Annotated in this window: 14 protein-coding genes; 1 reads left to right on the forward strand and 13 read right to left on the reverse strand. The window is 64.6% G+C overall.

Annotated features, from left to right (window positions below):
* Nucleotides 1–54 precede the first annotated feature (54 nt).
* The 11 genes from P24_RS03760 to P24_RS03810 form a co-directional block, all read right to left on the reverse strand.
* Complete coding sequence (locus P24_RS03760) at nucleotides 55–390, reverse strand: HesB/IscA family protein (protein ID WP_008943369.1); 336 nt, start codon at nucleotides 388–390, stop codon at nucleotides 55–57.
* Between the two features lie 82 nt (nucleotides 391–472).
* Entirely contained in the window at nucleotides 473–874 is a 402-nt protein-coding gene (locus P24_RS03765; RefSeq protein WP_008943370.1) for an SUF system Fe-S cluster assembly protein, read from the reverse strand.
* Between the two features lie 4 nt (nucleotides 875–878).
* Nucleotides 879–1343, reverse strand: coding sequence for a Fe-S cluster assembly sulfur transfer protein SufU (sufU, locus tag P24_RS03770; RefSeq protein ID WP_008943371.1), 465 nt, complete (start codon nucleotides 1341–1343; stop codon nucleotides 879–881).
* Nucleotides 1343–2593 (reverse strand): cysteine desulfurase, encoded by a 1251-nt coding sequence (locus P24_RS03775; protein ID WP_008943372.1) that lies wholly within the window; start codon nucleotides 2591–2593, stop codon nucleotides 1343–1345. The genes sufU and P24_RS03775 overlap by 1 nt, the downstream gene beginning before the upstream one ends.
* On the reverse strand, nucleotides 2590–3918 hold the full coding sequence (gene sufD / locus P24_RS03780; protein ID WP_008943373.1) for a Fe-S cluster assembly protein SufD: 1329 nt from the start codon (nucleotides 3916–3918) through the stop codon (nucleotides 2590–2592). Before sufD ends, P24_RS03775 begins: the two co-directional genes overlap by 4 nt.
* A 7-nt stretch (nucleotides 3919–3925) precedes the next feature.
* Entirely contained in the window at nucleotides 3926–4678 is a 753-nt protein-coding gene (sufC, locus tag P24_RS03785; protein WP_008943374.1) for a Fe-S cluster assembly ATPase SufC, read from the reverse strand.
* Nucleotides 4679–4713: 35 nt separating this feature from the next.
* On the reverse strand, nucleotides 4714–6171 hold the full coding sequence (gene sufB, locus P24_RS03790; protein WP_008943375.1) for a Fe-S cluster assembly protein SufB: 1458 nt from the start codon (nucleotides 6169–6171) through the stop codon (nucleotides 4714–4716).
* 25 nt (nucleotides 6172–6196) lie between these two features.
* Nucleotides 6197–6700 carry an SUF system Fe-S cluster assembly regulator gene (locus P24_RS03795; RefSeq protein WP_008943376.1) on the reverse strand — a complete coding sequence of 168 codons (504 nt, stop codon included), beginning with the start codon at nucleotides 6698–6700 and terminating at the stop codon, nucleotides 6197–6199.
* A 126-nt stretch (nucleotides 6701–6826) separates the two neighbouring features.
* Nucleotides 6827–7627: an aspartate dehydrogenase gene (locus P24_RS03800; RefSeq protein ID WP_008943377.1), complete on the reverse strand. Its 801-nt coding sequence runs from the start codon at nucleotides 7625–7627 to the stop codon at nucleotides 6827–6829.
* 1 nt (nucleotide 7628) lies between these two features.
* Nucleotides 7629–7979 carry an arsenate reductase gene (locus P24_RS03805; protein ID WP_008943378.1) on the reverse strand — a complete coding sequence of 117 codons (351 nt, stop codon included), beginning with the start codon at nucleotides 7977–7979 and terminating at the stop codon, nucleotides 7629–7631.
* 24 nt (nucleotides 7980–8003) lie between these two features.
* Nucleotides 8004–9128: a M14 family metallopeptidase gene (locus P24_RS03810; protein WP_008943379.1), complete on the reverse strand. Its 1125-nt coding sequence runs from the start codon at nucleotides 9126–9128 to the stop codon at nucleotides 8004–8006.
* 440 nt (nucleotides 9129–9568) lie between these two features.
* On the opposite strand from P24_RS03810, the gene P24_RS03815 reads away from it, so the two are divergent.
* Nucleotides 9569–10792: a polyhydroxyalkanoate depolymerase gene (locus tag P24_RS03815; RefSeq protein ID WP_008943380.1), complete on the forward strand. Its 1224-nt coding sequence runs from the start codon at nucleotides 9569–9571 to the stop codon at nucleotides 10790–10792.
* Between the two features lie 9 nt (nucleotides 10793–10801).
* Here P24_RS03815 and P24_RS03820 read toward each other — a convergent pair whose 3' ends face one another.
* Together P24_RS03820 and P24_RS03825 are read right to left on the reverse strand one after the other, a co-directional pair.
* Nucleotides 10802–11509, reverse strand: coding sequence for a GntR family transcriptional regulator (locus P24_RS03820; RefSeq protein ID WP_008943381.1), 708 nt, complete (start codon nucleotides 11507–11509; stop codon nucleotides 10802–10804).
* 8 nt (nucleotides 11510–11517) lie between these two features.
* Complete coding sequence (locus P24_RS03825) at nucleotides 11518–14475, reverse strand: FAD-binding and (Fe-S)-binding domain-containing protein (protein WP_008943382.1); 2958 nt, start codon at nucleotides 14473–14475, stop codon at nucleotides 11518–11520.
* Between the last annotated feature and the right edge of the window lie 130 nt (nucleotides 14476–14605).

Genomic DNA, 14605 nt, shown 5'->3' on the forward strand with positions numbered 1-14605 from the left:
CTGTCCTGCCATAACGCCTCATCCGGGCGGCAGGATCAGGTTACGCGAGACCGATCAGACGTGGAAGCTCTCGCCGCAGCCGCAGCGGCCCTTCTCGTTCGGATTGACGAAGGTGAAGCCGGAGGTGAACTTGTCTTCCGTATAGTCCATCTCGCTGCCGATCAGGAACATTACGGCGGCGGGATCGATGAAGATCTTCACGCCCTTGTCCTCCACCACTTCCTCGAACTTCTTCTTCTCGTCGGCATATTCGATGACATAGGACATGCCGGAACAGCCGCGCGCCTTCACGCCGACGCGCAGCGCCGCGACCGGCTGCTCGCTGCGCGCCATCAGGGCGCGCGCACGCTCGGCGGCGGCATCGGTCAGGGTAATCACTTGCTGGGCCATAATCGTGACCTCCAGAACGCGGGACTTGAGTAACAGTATAACACCAACTGACAGATAAGCAGCAATCAGCCGATATCCAAGGTCAGCCTATATCCAGGGCCATCTTGGCATCCTCGGACATGCGGTCGGTGGTCCAGGGTGGCTCCCAGGTGAGTTCCACTTCGACCTCGCCGACCCCTTCGACGCCGGCCACGGCGTTGGCGACCTGCACCGGCATTTCGCCGGCGACGGGACAGGCCGGCGCGGTCAGCGTCATCAGGATATGAACGTTGCCGCCCTCCTGCCTGTTGATGGCGTAGATCAGGCCAAGGTCGTAGATGTTCACCGGGATTTCCGGGTCATGCACGGTGCGCAACGCCTCGACGATGGCTTCCTCCGGCGCGGGCGCGGTGCCCTCCGGCAGCGGCGCGCCGGCATAGGCGGTGGTGCCTTCCTCCACCTGCTTGCCGAAAAACGGCTCCAGATCGACGGCATAGGGATTCATCGGATCAATCCTCCGTGGACACCTGGTCCTTGCCTTCGACGGCGGCGGTCATGGTGTGCCAGGCCAGCGTCGCGCACTTCACCCGGCTGGGGAACTCGCGCACGCCTGACAGCACCTCCAGCCGCTCCAGGTCCTCCTCCAGGCCGGGGGCGGGCTTCACCTCGGCGCCGGTGCACATGGCATGGAACCGCTCGAACAGCTGCTTGGCCTGCGATTCCGTCTTGCCCTTCAGAATTTCTGTCATCAGGGACGCAGAAGCCGTTGAAATCGCACAGCCTTTACCGATGAAACTGGCATCCTGCACGATGCCCTTCTCGTCCAGTGCCAGATAGACGACAAGCTGGTCGCCGCACAGCGGATTGTGGCCATGCGCGTGGTGGCTGGCATTGTCGATCTGCCGGAAATTCCGCGGCCGCTTGCCGTGGTCCAGGATCACTTCCTGATAAAGATCGCGCAAATCGTCGAGCATCAGTCGAACATCTCCACTACGAAATCCAGCGCCTCGGCAAGCTGGTCCACTTCCGCCTTGGTGCTGTAGAGGCCAAGCGAGGCGCGCGCCGTCGCCGCCACGCCCAGCCGTTCCATCAGCGGCTGCGCGCAATGATGCCCGGCGCGGATGGCCACGCCGGCCCGGTCCACGATGGTGCTGATATCGTGCGGGTGCGCGCAGTCGATGGTGAAGGAGATCACCCCCGCCTTGCCGACAGCATTGCCCTGAATGTTCAGCCCCTTCACCGCCGACAGGCGCTGGGTGGCGTAATTCAGCAGCTGCGTCTCGTGCCGGGCGATGCGCTCGATCCCCAGCCCCTCGACATACTGGATCGCGGCGCCCAGCCCGACCGCCTCGACGATGGCCGGGGTGCCGGCCTCGAACTTGTGCGGCAGGTCGGCCCAGGTCGATTTCGCAAAGCTCACGGTGCGGATCATGTCGCCGCCGCCCTGATAGGGCGGCATGGCGGCCAGCAGCTCCTCGCGCCCGTACAGCACGCCGATGCCGGTCGGGCCATAGAGCTTGTGGCCGGTGAAGACATAGAAGTCGCAGCCGATATCCTGCACATCCACCTTGCGGTGCACGACCGCCTGGCTGCCGTCCAGCAGCACCTTGGCGCCCGCCGCATGGGCCAGCGCGGTGATCTCCTTCGCCGGCGTCACCGTACCCAGCACGTTGGAGGTGTGGGTCAGCGCCACCAGCTTCACGCCGTCCAGCCGCTTCTCGTACTCGGCCATCAGCCAGGAGCCATCATCGGCGATGGGCACGATGCGCAGCTCTATGCCGATCTCCTCGCGCAGCAGCTGCCAGGGCACGATGTTGGCGTGATGCTCCATCTCGGAGATCAGCACCGCGTCGCCCGCCTTCAGAAATTTCCGGCCATAGCTGGCGGCGACGAGGTTGATGCCCTCGGTCGCGTTGCGGGTATAGACGATCTCCTTCACCGAACGGGCGTTCAGGAAACGCCGCACGATCTCGCGCGAGCCCTCATAGGCGGCGGTCGCCCGCTCGCTCAGCTGATAGGCGCCGCGATGCACATTGGCATAGCCGGAGGTGTAGGCCGCGTTCATCGCGTCCAGCACCGCCTGCGGCTTCTGCGCCGAGGCGCCGCTGTCGAGGAACGCCAGCGGCTTGCCCCGCACATCGGTCCGGAAGATCGGGAAGTCGCGGCGCGCCGCCTCCACATCATAGGGCGCGTCGGCCAGGGGGGGCTGAACCATCGCCGTCATGACCGTTCCTTCCTTGCCTTCAGCCAGGCGCCGACCACGCGCTGGAACGGCAGCCGCGCCTCGACATTGCCGATCTCGTCCACCGCTTCCTGCACATAGGCCTCGATCAGCAGCACGCGCGCCGTGGCGCGGTCGATGCCGCGGGCCTGCAGGTAGAACAGCTGCTCTTCCGCCAGCTCGCCCACCGTCGCGCCGTGGCTGCACTTCACATCGTCGGCGTAGATTTCCAGCTCCGGCTTGGCGTTCACCTCCGCCTCGCGGGACAGCAGCAGCGCCCGGTTCAGCTGGTGGCCGTCGGTGCGCTGCGCGTCGCGCCGCACCAGGATCTTGCCCTGGAACACGCCATGCGCGCGCTCGTCCAGCACGCCTTTATAGACCTCGCGCGAGGCGCAATCCGGCACCGCATGGTCGATGAAGGTGGTGTTGTCGAGATGCTGCCGCCCGGTGCCCAGATAGGCGCCACTCAGATGGCAGCGGGCATTCTCGCCGTTCAGCGCCACCTGCACCTCGTTGCGGGCCAGCCGGCTGCCGGTCTGCAGCACGAAGCCGTCATAGAAACCCTGCGACGCCACGCTGATTCGGGTGTTGGCGATGTGGAAAGCCTCGGGCGATTCGTTCTGCAGCTTGTAATGCTCCAGATGCGCGCCCTCGCCCAGCACCGCTTCCATGACGCCATTGGAGAAATAGGCGCCGCCGAGGCCGGCATGACTCTCGAACAGCGTCGCCTTGGTACCCTTGCCCAGCACCACCAGCAGGCGCGGGAAGAAAGCCACCGCACGGTCCGCGACCGCGCCGATGGAGACCAGATGCACCGGCCGGTCCAGCGTCACGCCGTCGGCCAGCCGCAGCACGAGGCCATCCTCCAGGAAGGCGGTGTTCAGATCGGCAAAGGGATTCTCCTCCGCCTCGGTCAGATGGCCGAGATGGGCGGAGAGCGACTGTTCGTCAGTGCGGATCGCCTCGGACAGCGGCAGCAGTGCCACGCCGTCCGGCAGGGCGTCGATGGTTGACAGCTCGGCGCGGAACCGGCCATTCACGAAGGCCAGCACATGGCCGTTGACCGCCAGCAGGCTGGAGGCCGGCAGGCTGTCCAGCGCCATATCAGGCACGTTACCCGCCGGGGTGAAATCGCCCGCCACCAGATCCTTCAGATTGGTGAAGCGCCAGGCCTCGACCCGGGTGGTCGGCAGGCCGTTCTGCCGGCAGCGCGCGGCAGAGTCGGCGCGCAGGGCCGCCAGCCAGCCGATGCCTGCACCGGACAGCGATGGCGCCAGCTCGGCATGGCGGTCGGCGAAGGGTGCCGGAAAGGAACGCGGGGTTGCCATGATCGCCTCAGGCCGCCTCGGAATCGGTATAGCCGGCATAGCCGGTGGCTTCCAGCTCCTGCGCCAGCTCCTTGCCGCCCGACGCGACGATTCGGCCCCTGGCCAGCACATGCACCTTATCCGGCACGATATAATCCAGCAGGCGCTGGTAATGGGTGATGACCAGCATGGACCGCTCCGGCCCGCGCAGCGCGTTCACGCCATCGGCAACGATGCGCAGCGCATCGATATCGAGGCCGGAATCGGTCTCGTCCAGCACCGCGAAGCGCGGCTCCAGCACCGCCATCTGCAGGATCTCGTTGCGCTTCTTCTCGCCGCCGGAAAAGCCGACATTCACCGCGCGCTTCAGCATCTCGTCGGTGACGCCCAGCAGCTTGGTCTTCTCGCGCAGCATCTTCAGGAACTGCATGGCGTCCACTTCCGGCTCGCCGGCGGCCTTGCGGCGTGCATTCACGGCGGCCTTCAGGAAGGTGGTGTTGGCCACGCCCGGAATCTCCACCGGATACTGGAAGGCAAGGAAAATGCCGGCGATGGCACGTTCGTCCGTCTCCATCTCCAGGATGCTCTGGCCATCGAACAGGATGTCGCCCTCGGTCACCTCATAGCCCTCACGGCCGGAAATGACGTAGGACAGCGTCGATTTGCCGGAACCATTCGGCCCCATGATGGCGTGCACCTCGCCCGGCTCTATGGTGAGGTCGATCCCCTTCAGGATCGGCTTCCCGTCAACGGTAGCGTGCAAATTCTTTATTTCGATCAAAGACATGTCAGTATCCGTTCAGTTGCGGCGACGCTTTAGCCGACGCTGCCTTCCAGGCTGATTCCGATGAGCTTCTGTGCCTCGACGGCGAACTCCATCGGCAGTTCCTTCATCACTTCCTTGCAGAAGCCATTCACGATCACCGAGACCGCATCCTCTTCCGACAGGCCGCGCTGCTTGCAGTAGAACAGCTGGTCCTCGCTGATCTTCGCGGTGGTCGCCTCATGCTCGATCTTGGCGGTCGGATTGCGCTGCTCGATATAGGGCACGGTGTGCGCGCCGCACTTGTCGCCGATCAGCAGACTGTCGCACTGGGTGTAGTTCCGGGCGTTTTCCGCCTTCGGCAAAATCTTCACCAGCCCGCGATAGGTGTTGTTGGCGCGGCCGGCCGAGATGCCCTTGGAGATGATCGTGGATCGGGTGTTCTTGCCGATATGGATCATCTTGGTGCCGGTATCGGCCTGCTGCATGTTGTTGGTGATGGCGACGGAGTAGAACTCGCCCACCGAATTGTCGCCCTGCAGGATGCAGCTGGGATATTTCCAGGTGATCGCCGAGCCGGTCTCGACCTGGGTCCAGGACACCTTGGAATTGCGCCCCCGGCAGGCGGCCCGCTTGGTCACGAAATTATAGATGCCGCCCTTGCCGTTCTCGTCGCCCGGATACCAGTTCTGGACAGTGGAATATTTGATCTCGGCATCGTCCAGCGCCACCAGCTCGACCACGGCGGCATGCAGCTGGTTCTCGTCGCGCTGCGGTGCCGTGCAGCCCTCCAGATAGGAGACGTGGGAGCCCTCGTCGGCAATGATCAGGGTACGCTCGAACTGGCCGGTTTCCGAGGCGTTGATGCGGAAATAGGTGGACAACTCCATCGGGCAGCGCACGCCCTTCGGGATATAGACGAAGGAGCCGTCGGTGAAGACCGCCGAATTCAGCGTGGCGAAGAAATTGTCGCTGTAGGGCACGACCGAGCCGATATACTGGCGCACCAGATCAGGATAGTCGCGCAGCGCCTCGGAGATCGAGCAGAAGATGATGCCCTTCTCCTCCAGCTTCTTCTTGTAGGTGGTGGCCACCGACACGCTGTCGAACACGGCATCGACCGCCACGCCGGCCAGCCATTTCTGCTCCTGCAGCGGGATTCCCAGCTTCTCGTATGTGGCCAGCAGCTCGGGATCGACCTCGTCCAGGCTCTTCGGCTTGTCGTCCTTCGACTTCGGCGCCGCGTAGTAATAGGCGTCCTGATAGTCGATCGGCGGGTAGCCCAGCTTCGCCCAGTCCGGCTCCTCCATGGTCAGCCAGTGGCGATAGGCCTTCAGCCGCCATTCCAGCATCCAGTCGGGCTCGCCCTTCTTGGCGGAGATGAAGCGGATGATGTCCTCGTTCAGCCCCTTGGGCGCGCGCTCCATCTCGATGTCGGTGACGAAGCCGTACTTGTACTTCCGGTCTTCGAGCGCCTGGACCTGTTCGAGTGTTTCAGCCGTGCCAGCCATGATCTCTTACCTGTCTCAAACTCTGTTACTGCGGACGGGCGCCATCGCGCCGCGCCGAGGGTACCGGGAACATCTCGAAGGCCGACGGCATCGCCAGCATTTCCTGCAGCGATACCGCCGACAGCGCCTCGCGGATTGCCCGGTTCACCTTGTCCCAATTACCTCGCATGGCGCACAGCGCCTCGACATCGCAGCTGCCGACGGCGCCATCGACGCAGGCGGTCAGCGCGATCGGCCCTTCCATCGCGGTGATGATCTCGGCCACGGTGATCGACTTCGGATCGCGGCTCAGCGTGTAGCCGCCGGCGACGCCGCGCTGCGAGGCGATGATCTTGCCATGCGCCAGCATCTTCAGGACCTTGGAGACGGTGGGCAGCGGCACGCCGGTATCCTGCGCCAGCGCGGCCGCCGTCTTCGACCCTGCCGCCTCCGCTGTTTTCGCATCCCCGGAATCGGCGATCTCGCGCAGCTGGGCAAGCTGCCCCAGCACGACAATCGCATAGTCCGTCAATCGGTTGAGCCGAATCATTTCGCTGCCTTCTCGTGACGCCGAAACCGGCCATAATCAATTTGGACCGGATTAGTACGATATAAGGGGTGCGGTCAAGAAGAATTCAAGCGTTGCAAGCGCTTGCGAGCGATTCGCAAAGCCTAGTCAGAGGCCGATAACCACCGGTGAGGCGAGTTGGCGAACGGTCTTGACCACCGCCATGGCGACGATCTTGCCGGTCTTCGGATTGTCCTCCGTGGGGACGACATCCTCGACGAAGCGGAAGCTGCCGAAGGCGCCGCGCGCTTCCACCTCGATGATGTGGGTGTCGATGGTGGTGTCGGCGATGATGGTGAGATGCGTCTTGTCGAGGCCCAGCCCGGCCAGTGCCACCGCCGCCGAGATGTTCACATTCTGCGGATAGAGCCTGGCCCCTTCCCGCGCCGAGCCCTGGAACAGCACGGTCGGTTCCGCCATGTCGTCCAGGTCGAAAGCCTCCTCGGCGATGGTCCCGGTCCAGGCGGACGGGTCCTTGCGCACCACCATGCGCACGCTGTCCAGCCCGCCGACAGCCGCCGCGGACAGCATGTCCAGCGCGCCGATGCCGGCCGAGGCGATGATGAGGCGGCGGCCGAACCGTTCCGCCGCGCCGGTCAGCCGCTCCAGCAGTTCCGGGTCGGCGGCGAAGGCACCGATGGAGGTCACGACCAGATCGCTGCCGCTCAGCAGCACGCGCTCGCCATAATCCCGCAGCGCCTGATGGCCGGCCACCTCCAGCACCGCATCAAACTGCTGCTGGAAGAACTTCTCCGGCTCGGTCAGCACCAGCGGGCCATCCGGCCCCAGGTCACGCGCACGGCGCACCAGGACGGCCGGGATCTTCACCAGATCGTCATCGGTAAAGGCGGCGCAGACCGCCTTGCCGATGGCGCCATAGCCGATCAGGCCGAGCCGGCGGATACCCATCTCAGAGACGGCCTTCCAGCGTCGCCACCTCGTCCGGCCCGAAACCGACCAGCCGGCGGTCGCCCAGATCGATGACCGGGCGCTTGATGACGGAGAGATTCTCCAGCATCGAAGGCACCGGATTCTGGCCCTGCAGCAACGCCTGGGTGGCGTCGTCCAGCTTGCGCCAGGTGGTGCCCTTGCGGTTCACCAGCTTGTCGGTCCCCAGCTCCTTCACCCAGGCTTCGGCGGTCTTGGCGTCCAGCCCCTGCTTCTTGAAGTCGTGGAACTGATACTCCACGCCCTTCTCCTCCAGCCAGGCGCGGGCCTTCTTCACCGTGCCGCAATTCGGAATGCCATAGAGGGTGATCATCGTTTCTTCCTTCTCTTTTCTGTCCTACAGCTTGCCGGCCATCGGCAGCAGCACGTCGATGACCGAAGCGCCCAGCCGCATGGCGCGTTCCGGCGACCAGCCTTCCTCCGGGCGCGGCGTATCGGCAGTGTCCTTGAAGGGCTGCTCCAGCGTCATCGCCAGCACGCCCTGGAACTCGGCCAGATAGCCGGTGGAGGTGGTGAGGTTGCCCTTGCCCGGCGCCGAGGCCGGATAACCATGGACGGTCTGGAAATCCGGGTTGATCGCCGCGTACCGGTCCTTGAACTCCTCCAGCAACTCTAGCCGCTCCGGCATCACCGAGGGCACGCCCTCGAAACCGGCGATGAAATTATAAGGCAGCACCTCGTCACCATGGACATCAAGGCACAGCTTGATGCCGGTCTCGATCATCCGCTGGCGGACATGGAACACTTCCGGGCTCTTCTCCAGGCTGGGCTCCTTCCATTCCCGGTTCAGATTGGCGCCCGCCGCGTTGGTGCGCAAATTGCCGCGCCGGCTGCCGTCCGGGTTCATGTTCGGAACGACATAGAGCACGGCGCGTTCCAGCAGCGCGCGGGACGCTGCGTCCGCCGGGTCGAGCAGCCGGTCCAGAAAGCCTTCGACCCACCATTCGGCCATGGTCTCGCCGGGATGCTGGCGGGCGATCACCCACAGGGCCGGCTTGCCGTCCGCCGGCTCGCCGATTTCCAGGATGTCGATGTCCTGCCCGTCCAGCGTGCGGCCCGGCACTTCCAGCGTCACCAGTGGCGAGGTCAGCGCGTCCGCCACCAGATCGGCATGCCGCTCCATCGAATAGGGCGCGAAATAGGCGTAATAGACCGCGTCCGAGGTCGGCACATGCTCGATGGTCATGATCTTGCCGTCGAACCGTGTCGGCACGCGGAACCAGTCCTGCCGGTCATAGGAGGCGACAGCCTGGTAATTCTCGAAACCGCCCGGATAGGAGGTCTGGCCGGCATTCTCGACAACCAGGGTCAGCGCCCGGCCGCGCGTGCCGGTGACGCGGAAATAGAACCACTGCGAGAAGTCCGCCGCATTGTCCTTGCGGATACGCAGGCGGGCGGTTGCGTCGGCGATGGAGACGACCTCGATGTTGCCGCCATCGAAGGCGCTGCTGATTGCGATCATGAAAAACCTGACAGGCTAGGGAGCTTTAACAAGGAAACACCGGAACGGCAGGAACCCTACCCTCCCGCCGGTGCGAAGCCAATGGCCGGCGGCCACGAACCACACATCTTCAGGCGATAGCGTCATGCCCTCCACACATAGGACATCCGCACCGCCTGTCCATGGCGCCAGCCGCGCAAAAGGACCAGATAAATTGCGGGCAAGCCAGCAAAGCCGGAATGAGTGCCGGCTTGACGCAAGATTTGGTTGCCGTCACTGTGTTTGCCACGAGCATTAGGAATCGTAGGTAAACATATCGATTCGACCCTGGAATCGACCTTAACCAATCCGAAGGGATTGGAGACGATAATCAAAAACGAGGAACGCACCACCGGTTCAGGATACCCGGCCGCCTATACCGGCAAGGCCAGGGTCACCAGGCGGAAAGGCACGTAGAAGACATGCTCTATCATCTCTATGAAATGCAGCAGGCTGCGCTCGCTCCGGTGCGCATCATGACGGATGCAACACAGGCGCTGATGCGCAATCCCTGGGTACCGCTCAGCTATACCCAGTTCGGACAGTCGCTGGCCGCCGGCGCGGAAGTGCTGGAAGGTGTCATCAAGCAGCGCAACAAGCCGGACTGGCGCCTGGACACGACCCAGATCGACGGCAAGACCGTACCTGTAACGCAGGAAATCGCGCTCAGCCTGCCCTTCTGCGACCTGCTGCATTTCAAGCGTGATGCCAAGGGGCTGAACGATCCGAAAACCCTCGTCGTCGCGCCGATGTCCGGCCATTACGCCACGCTGCTGCGCGGCACGGTCCAAGCCCTGCTGCCGGGCCACGACGTCTATGTGACCGACTGGCACGATGCGCGGGACATCCCCGAATCCGAAGGTGCCTTCAACCTCGATTCCTATATCGATTATCTGATGCAGTTCATGCGGCATCTGGGCCGCGACACCCATCTGATCGCGGTCTGCCAGCCGGCGCCGATGGTGCTGGCTGCGGTTTCGCTGATGGCCGCCGCCGACGACAAGGCGCAGCCGCGCAGCATGACCCTGATGGGCGGGCCGGTCGATACGCGCGCCAACCCGACCATCGTGACCCGCTTCGCCGAGAACCGCTCCATGGACTGGTTCGAGCGCCATGTGGTGGCCACCGTACCGCTGCATTATCCGGGTGCCGGGCGGCGGGTCTATCCGGGCTTCATGCAGGTCGGCGCCTTCATTTCGATGAATCCGGGCCGCCACTTCCACGCCCATATCGACCAGTTCAAGCATCTGGTCCGCGGCGATGGCGAATCGGCCGACGGGCACCGGCGCTTCTACGACGAATATCTGACCGTGCAGGACATCTCCGCCGACTTCTACCTCGATACAGTGGAGCATGTGTTCAAGCTGCACTCGCTGCCGAAAGGCACGATGCGCTGGCGTACCCAGCGCGTCGATCCGGCCGCCATCACCAAGACCGCGCTGATGACCATCGAGGGTGAGCTGGACGACATCTCCGCCCCCGGCCAGACGCTGGCGGCGCATGATCTGGTGAAGAACCTGCCGAAATCCATGCAGGAGCATTACCTGCAGAAGGGCGTTGGCCATTACGGCATCTTCAACGGCCGCCGCTGGCGCGAGCAGATCATGCCGCGCATCGCCAGCTTCATCCGCAAGCACGAAAAGTAGGAAACCCGGCTACTCGGCTGCCTGGCTGGTCTCCGAAGCGGCCTCATAGGCCTGCTTCAGATGCTGGTACTTGTTGCGCAGGTGATCGGCCAGCAGCCGTGAGAGCAGTGCCGAGTCGCGCTTCACCAGCGCGTCCAGGATCAGGTCATGCTCCGCGACCGCATGGTCCCAGCGCTCGCCGGACAGGTTCGCCATATAGCGGAAGCGCCGGATGCGCCCGTTCAGCGCGCCATAGGTCTGCGCCAGCGTGGCATTGCCGGCCCCTTCAATGATCGCCAGATGGATCGCCTGGTTCAGCTTGAAGTAGCTGTGCAGGTCGGCGCGCGCGTGGCAGGCCAGCATCTCGTAATGCAGCGCCTTCACCTCGGCGATGGCCACATCGGTCATCCGGCTGGCCGCCAGCGATCCCGCCAGCCCTTCCAGCGCCACCATAACCTCGACGATCTCGTCCAGCTCCACCACGGTCAGCGGGGCGACCACGGCCCCCCGGTTGGGCAGCAGTTCCACCAGCCCTTCCGAGGCCAGCACTTTCAGCGCCTCGCGCAGCGGCGTGCGCGAGATGCCGAAGCGTTCGCACAGCACACGCTCCGGCACGCGCTTGCCGGGTTCCAGCTCGCCCTCGACGATCAGGTCGCGCAGCCGCTCCACCACCTCGTCATGCAGCGAGCGTCGGGCAATGCGCTGTTCGGTTACGGTATCGGATGCCAGCAGGGCCATGACGCATCCTACTCCGTCGCCAGTGCCATTTCGAGCACCCGGACGACATGCACCGCCTCGCGGCTGGCACCGTCATGGATCTGATGCCGGCACGACGTGCCGTCGGCAACCAGAATGACGCCCGGCTCCGCCTTGCGGATGGCCGGCAGCAGCGACGCCTCGGCCATCTTCATCGAGACCTCGTAATGCTCCGCCTCATAACCGAAGGCGCCGGCCATGCCGCAGCAGGAACTGTCGATGGTCTCCACGGTCAGGCCCGGCACCAGCTTCAGCACCTGCTGCACCGCCGGCATGGCGGCGAAGGCCTTCTGGTGGCAATGGCCATGCAGCAGCGCCTTGCTGGCCGTGATCGGCTTCAGCTCGAGCTTCAGCCGCCCGGCGCGCGCCTCGGCGGCCAGGAATTCCTCCAGCAGCATGGCGCGCTCCGCCAGCGCATCGGACTCGGCGCCGGGGTGCATCGATCGGAACTCGTCGCGCAGGGTGAACAGGCAGGAAGGTTCCAGCCCAAGCACCGGCACGCCGGCCTCGATATAAGGTTTCAGCGCGTCCAGCATGCGCCGCGATTCCGCCTTCGCCTCATCGACCAGGCCAGCCGCCAGGAAGGTACGCCCGCAGCACAGCGGCCGATCCTCCGGCGGGGCGGCGAAATGCACCCGATAGCCGGCAGATGTGAGCACCCGAACCGCTGCGCGCGCATTCTCCACATCGAAATAGCGGTTGAAGGTGTCCACGAACAGCACGACGGCAGTGCCATCCGCCGGCCCGGTGGACAGGCCCGGCGCGCGGAAGGCATCGCTGCGCCATTGCGGCAGGCTGCGCTTCGCGGACAGGCCCAGCAGCTTTTCCGTCAGGAAAGGCAGGCCAGGTATCCGGTCGCGCAGATTCATCAGCGGCGCCAGCTTGGCGGCGATGCCGGCATAGCGCGGCAGGAAGGCGACCAGCCGGTCCTTCAGCCTGAGTCCGTGCTTCTGGCGGTAATGATGCAGGAACTCGATCTTCATCTTCGCCATGTCAACGCCGGTCGGGCATTCGCGCTTGCAGCCCTTGCAGCCGACGCACAGATCCATGGTCTGGTACATCTCGTCCGACAGCAGCGCGTCTGGGCCGAGCTGCCCGGACAGGGCGAGGCGCAGGGAATTGGCCCGGCCGCGCGTCACATCCTTCTCCTCGCCGGTGGCGCGGAAGCTGGGGCACATGACGCCGGGGTCCGCCTTGCGGCAGGCGCCATTGTTGTTGCACATCTCGACCGCACCGGAGATGCCGCCCCACTCGCTCCAGTCCAGCGCCGTCTCAAGCGGCTGGATGGCATAGCCCGGCTTGAAGCGGAACAGGTTGCGGTCGTCCATCTTCGGCGCACGGACGATCTTGCCGGGGTTCATCATCCCGTCGGAATCGAACTCGTCCTTCACCTCCTCGAAGGCGCGGACAATGCGGCTGCCATACATCGGCTCGTGGAACTCGGAACGCACGATGCCGTCGCCATGCTCGCCGGAGTGACAGCCCTTGTATTCGCGCACCATGGCGAAGGCTTCCTCGGCGATGGCGCGCATATTCTTGGCACCCTCCTCGGTCTTCATGTTCAGGATCGGACGCACATGCAGGGTGCCGACCGAGGCATGGGCGTACCAGGTGCCCTTGGTGCCGTATTTGGTGAAAATGTCGGTCAGCCGCTCCGTATAGTCGGCTAGGTCCTCCAGCGGCACCGCGCAATCCTCGATAAAGGAGACGGGTTTGCCGTCGCCCTTCATCGACATCATGATGTTCAGCCCCTGCTTGCGGATTTCCCAGATTTCGCTCTGGAATTTCGGGTCGGCGGCCTCCACCACGGCGCCGGGGAAGCCCAGATCGCCCATCAGCTCGACCAGGCGGGCGAGGCCGCGCAGCTGCTCGTCCCTGTCCTCGCCGGCGAATTCGACCAGCAGCAGCGCGTCCGGCTCGCCGACGACGAACTTGTCCACCGTCTCGCGGAAGGCCGGGATGTCGCGCGCCAAATCGATCATCGTGCGGTCCACCAGCTCCACCGCCGTCGGCCCCAGCTTCACGATATGCTGCGTCGCCTCCATCGCCTTGCGGAAGGTCGGGAAATGGCACACGCCCAGCGCCTTGTGCGGCGGGATCGGCTGCAAGTCCAGCTGGATGCGCTGGAACCAGCCCAGCGTGCCCTCGGAGCCAACCAGCAGGCTAGCCATATTGTGGCCTTCCGGGCGGATCGTCTCGATATTGTAGCCGCCGATCTTGCGCAGGATATCGGGAATGCGGGCCTTGATCTCGTCGGCCTCGCGCAGGCCCAGCGCGCGCATCTTCTGCACGATCTCCAGATAGCGCGGATTACCCTCCAGCCCGTCCAGATTGCCGGGGATCGGGCCGAACAGCGCCTGCGTGCCATCGGCCAGCACCGCCTCGATGGCGCGGACATTGTGCACCATGTTGCCATAGCGCAGGGAGCGCGAGCCGCAGGAATTATTGCCGGCCATTCCGCCGATGGTGGCGCGGCTGCCGGTGGAGATATCGACCGGGAAGAACAGGCCGGTGCCCTTAAGCTGCTTGTTCAGCCGGTCCAGCGTGATGCCGGGATGCACCCAGGCAGTGCGCTCTTCCGGGTTGACCGAGATGACGTCATTCAGGAAACGGCTGTGGTCGATGACCAGCGCCTCGTTCACCGTCTGCCCGCATTGCGAGGTGCCGCCGCCGCGCGGCAGCACCGGCACCCCCTCCTCCCGCGCGATGTCCAGCGCACGCAGAACATCCGCCTCGCTGCGCGGCACGACAACGCCCAGCGGTTCGATCTGGTAGATCGAGGCGTCGGTCGAATAACGCCCGCGGCTGAACCCGTCGAACAGCACGTCGCCCTCGACCTCCCGCCGCAGGCGCGCAGCGAGGCCGCTGTCGCCCGGCGCGATACGGGCCTTGCGGGAAGAAGCGGCAGTCTTGGATGCCGGCTTGGCGGCAGGCTGGATGGCGGACACGGGATTCGAGCTTTCCAGTTATATGTGGAAGGAGGCGAGAGTTGCGCGCTTCGCGGTGGAACGCAAGCGTCTCCGGGAAAGCCTAGCATTTTGCATGCAAAATTCAACGCGCGCCCTGGTGGCCCTGACA

This window comes from Oceanibaculum indicum P24, from assembly GCF_000299935.1.
GTDB classification, from domain to species: Bacteria; Pseudomonadota; Alphaproteobacteria; order Oceanibaculales; family Oceanibaculaceae; genus Oceanibaculum; species Oceanibaculum indicum.

Excerpts from the sequence above, each read along its gene's own strand:
- P24_RS03815 (WP_008943380.1), top strand. The coding sequence starts at position 9,569 with ATGCTCTATCATCTCTATGAAATGCAGCAGGCTGCGCTCGCTCCGGTG.
- P24_RS03820 (WP_008943381.1), bottom strand. The coding sequence starts at position 11,509 with ATGGCCCTGCTGGCATCCGATACCGTAACCGAACAGCGCATTGCCCGA.
- P24_RS03800 (WP_008943377.1), bottom strand. The coding sequence starts at position 7,627 with ATGGGTATCCGCCGGCTCGGCCTGATCGGCTATGGCGCCATCGGCAAG.
- P24_RS03760 (WP_008943369.1), bottom strand. The coding sequence starts at position 390 with ATGGCCCAGCAAGTGATTACCCTGACCGATGCCGCCGCCGAGCGTGCG.
- P24_RS03805 (WP_008943378.1), bottom strand. The coding sequence starts at position 7,979 with ATGATCACCCTCTATGGCATTCCGAATTGCGGCACGGTGAAGAAGGCC.
- sufU (WP_008943371.1), bottom strand. The coding sequence starts at position 1,343 with ATGCTCGACGATTTGCGCGATCTTTATCAGGAAGTGATCCTGGACCAC.
- P24_RS03810 (WP_008943379.1), bottom strand. The coding sequence starts at position 9,128 with ATGATCGCAATCAGCAGCGCCTTCGATGGCGGCAACATCGAGGTCGTC.
- sufD (WP_008943373.1), bottom strand. The coding sequence starts at position 3,918 with ATGGCAACCCCGCGTTCCTTTCCGGCACCCTTCGCCGACCGCCATGCC.
- P24_RS03775 (WP_008943372.1), bottom strand. The coding sequence starts at position 2,593 with ATGACGGCGATGGTTCAGCCCCCCCTGGCCGACGCGCCCTATGATGTG.
- P24_RS03765 (WP_008943370.1), bottom strand. The coding sequence starts at position 874 with ATGAATCCCTATGCCGTCGATCTGGAGCCGTTTTTCGGCAAGCAGGTG.
- sufB (WP_008943375.1), bottom strand. The coding sequence starts at position 6,171 with ATGGCTGGCACGGCTGAAACACTCGAACAGGTCCAGGCGCTCGAAGAC.
- P24_RS03795 (WP_008943376.1), bottom strand. The coding sequence starts at position 6,700 with ATGATTCGGCTCAACCGATTGACGGACTATGCGATTGTCGTGCTGGGG.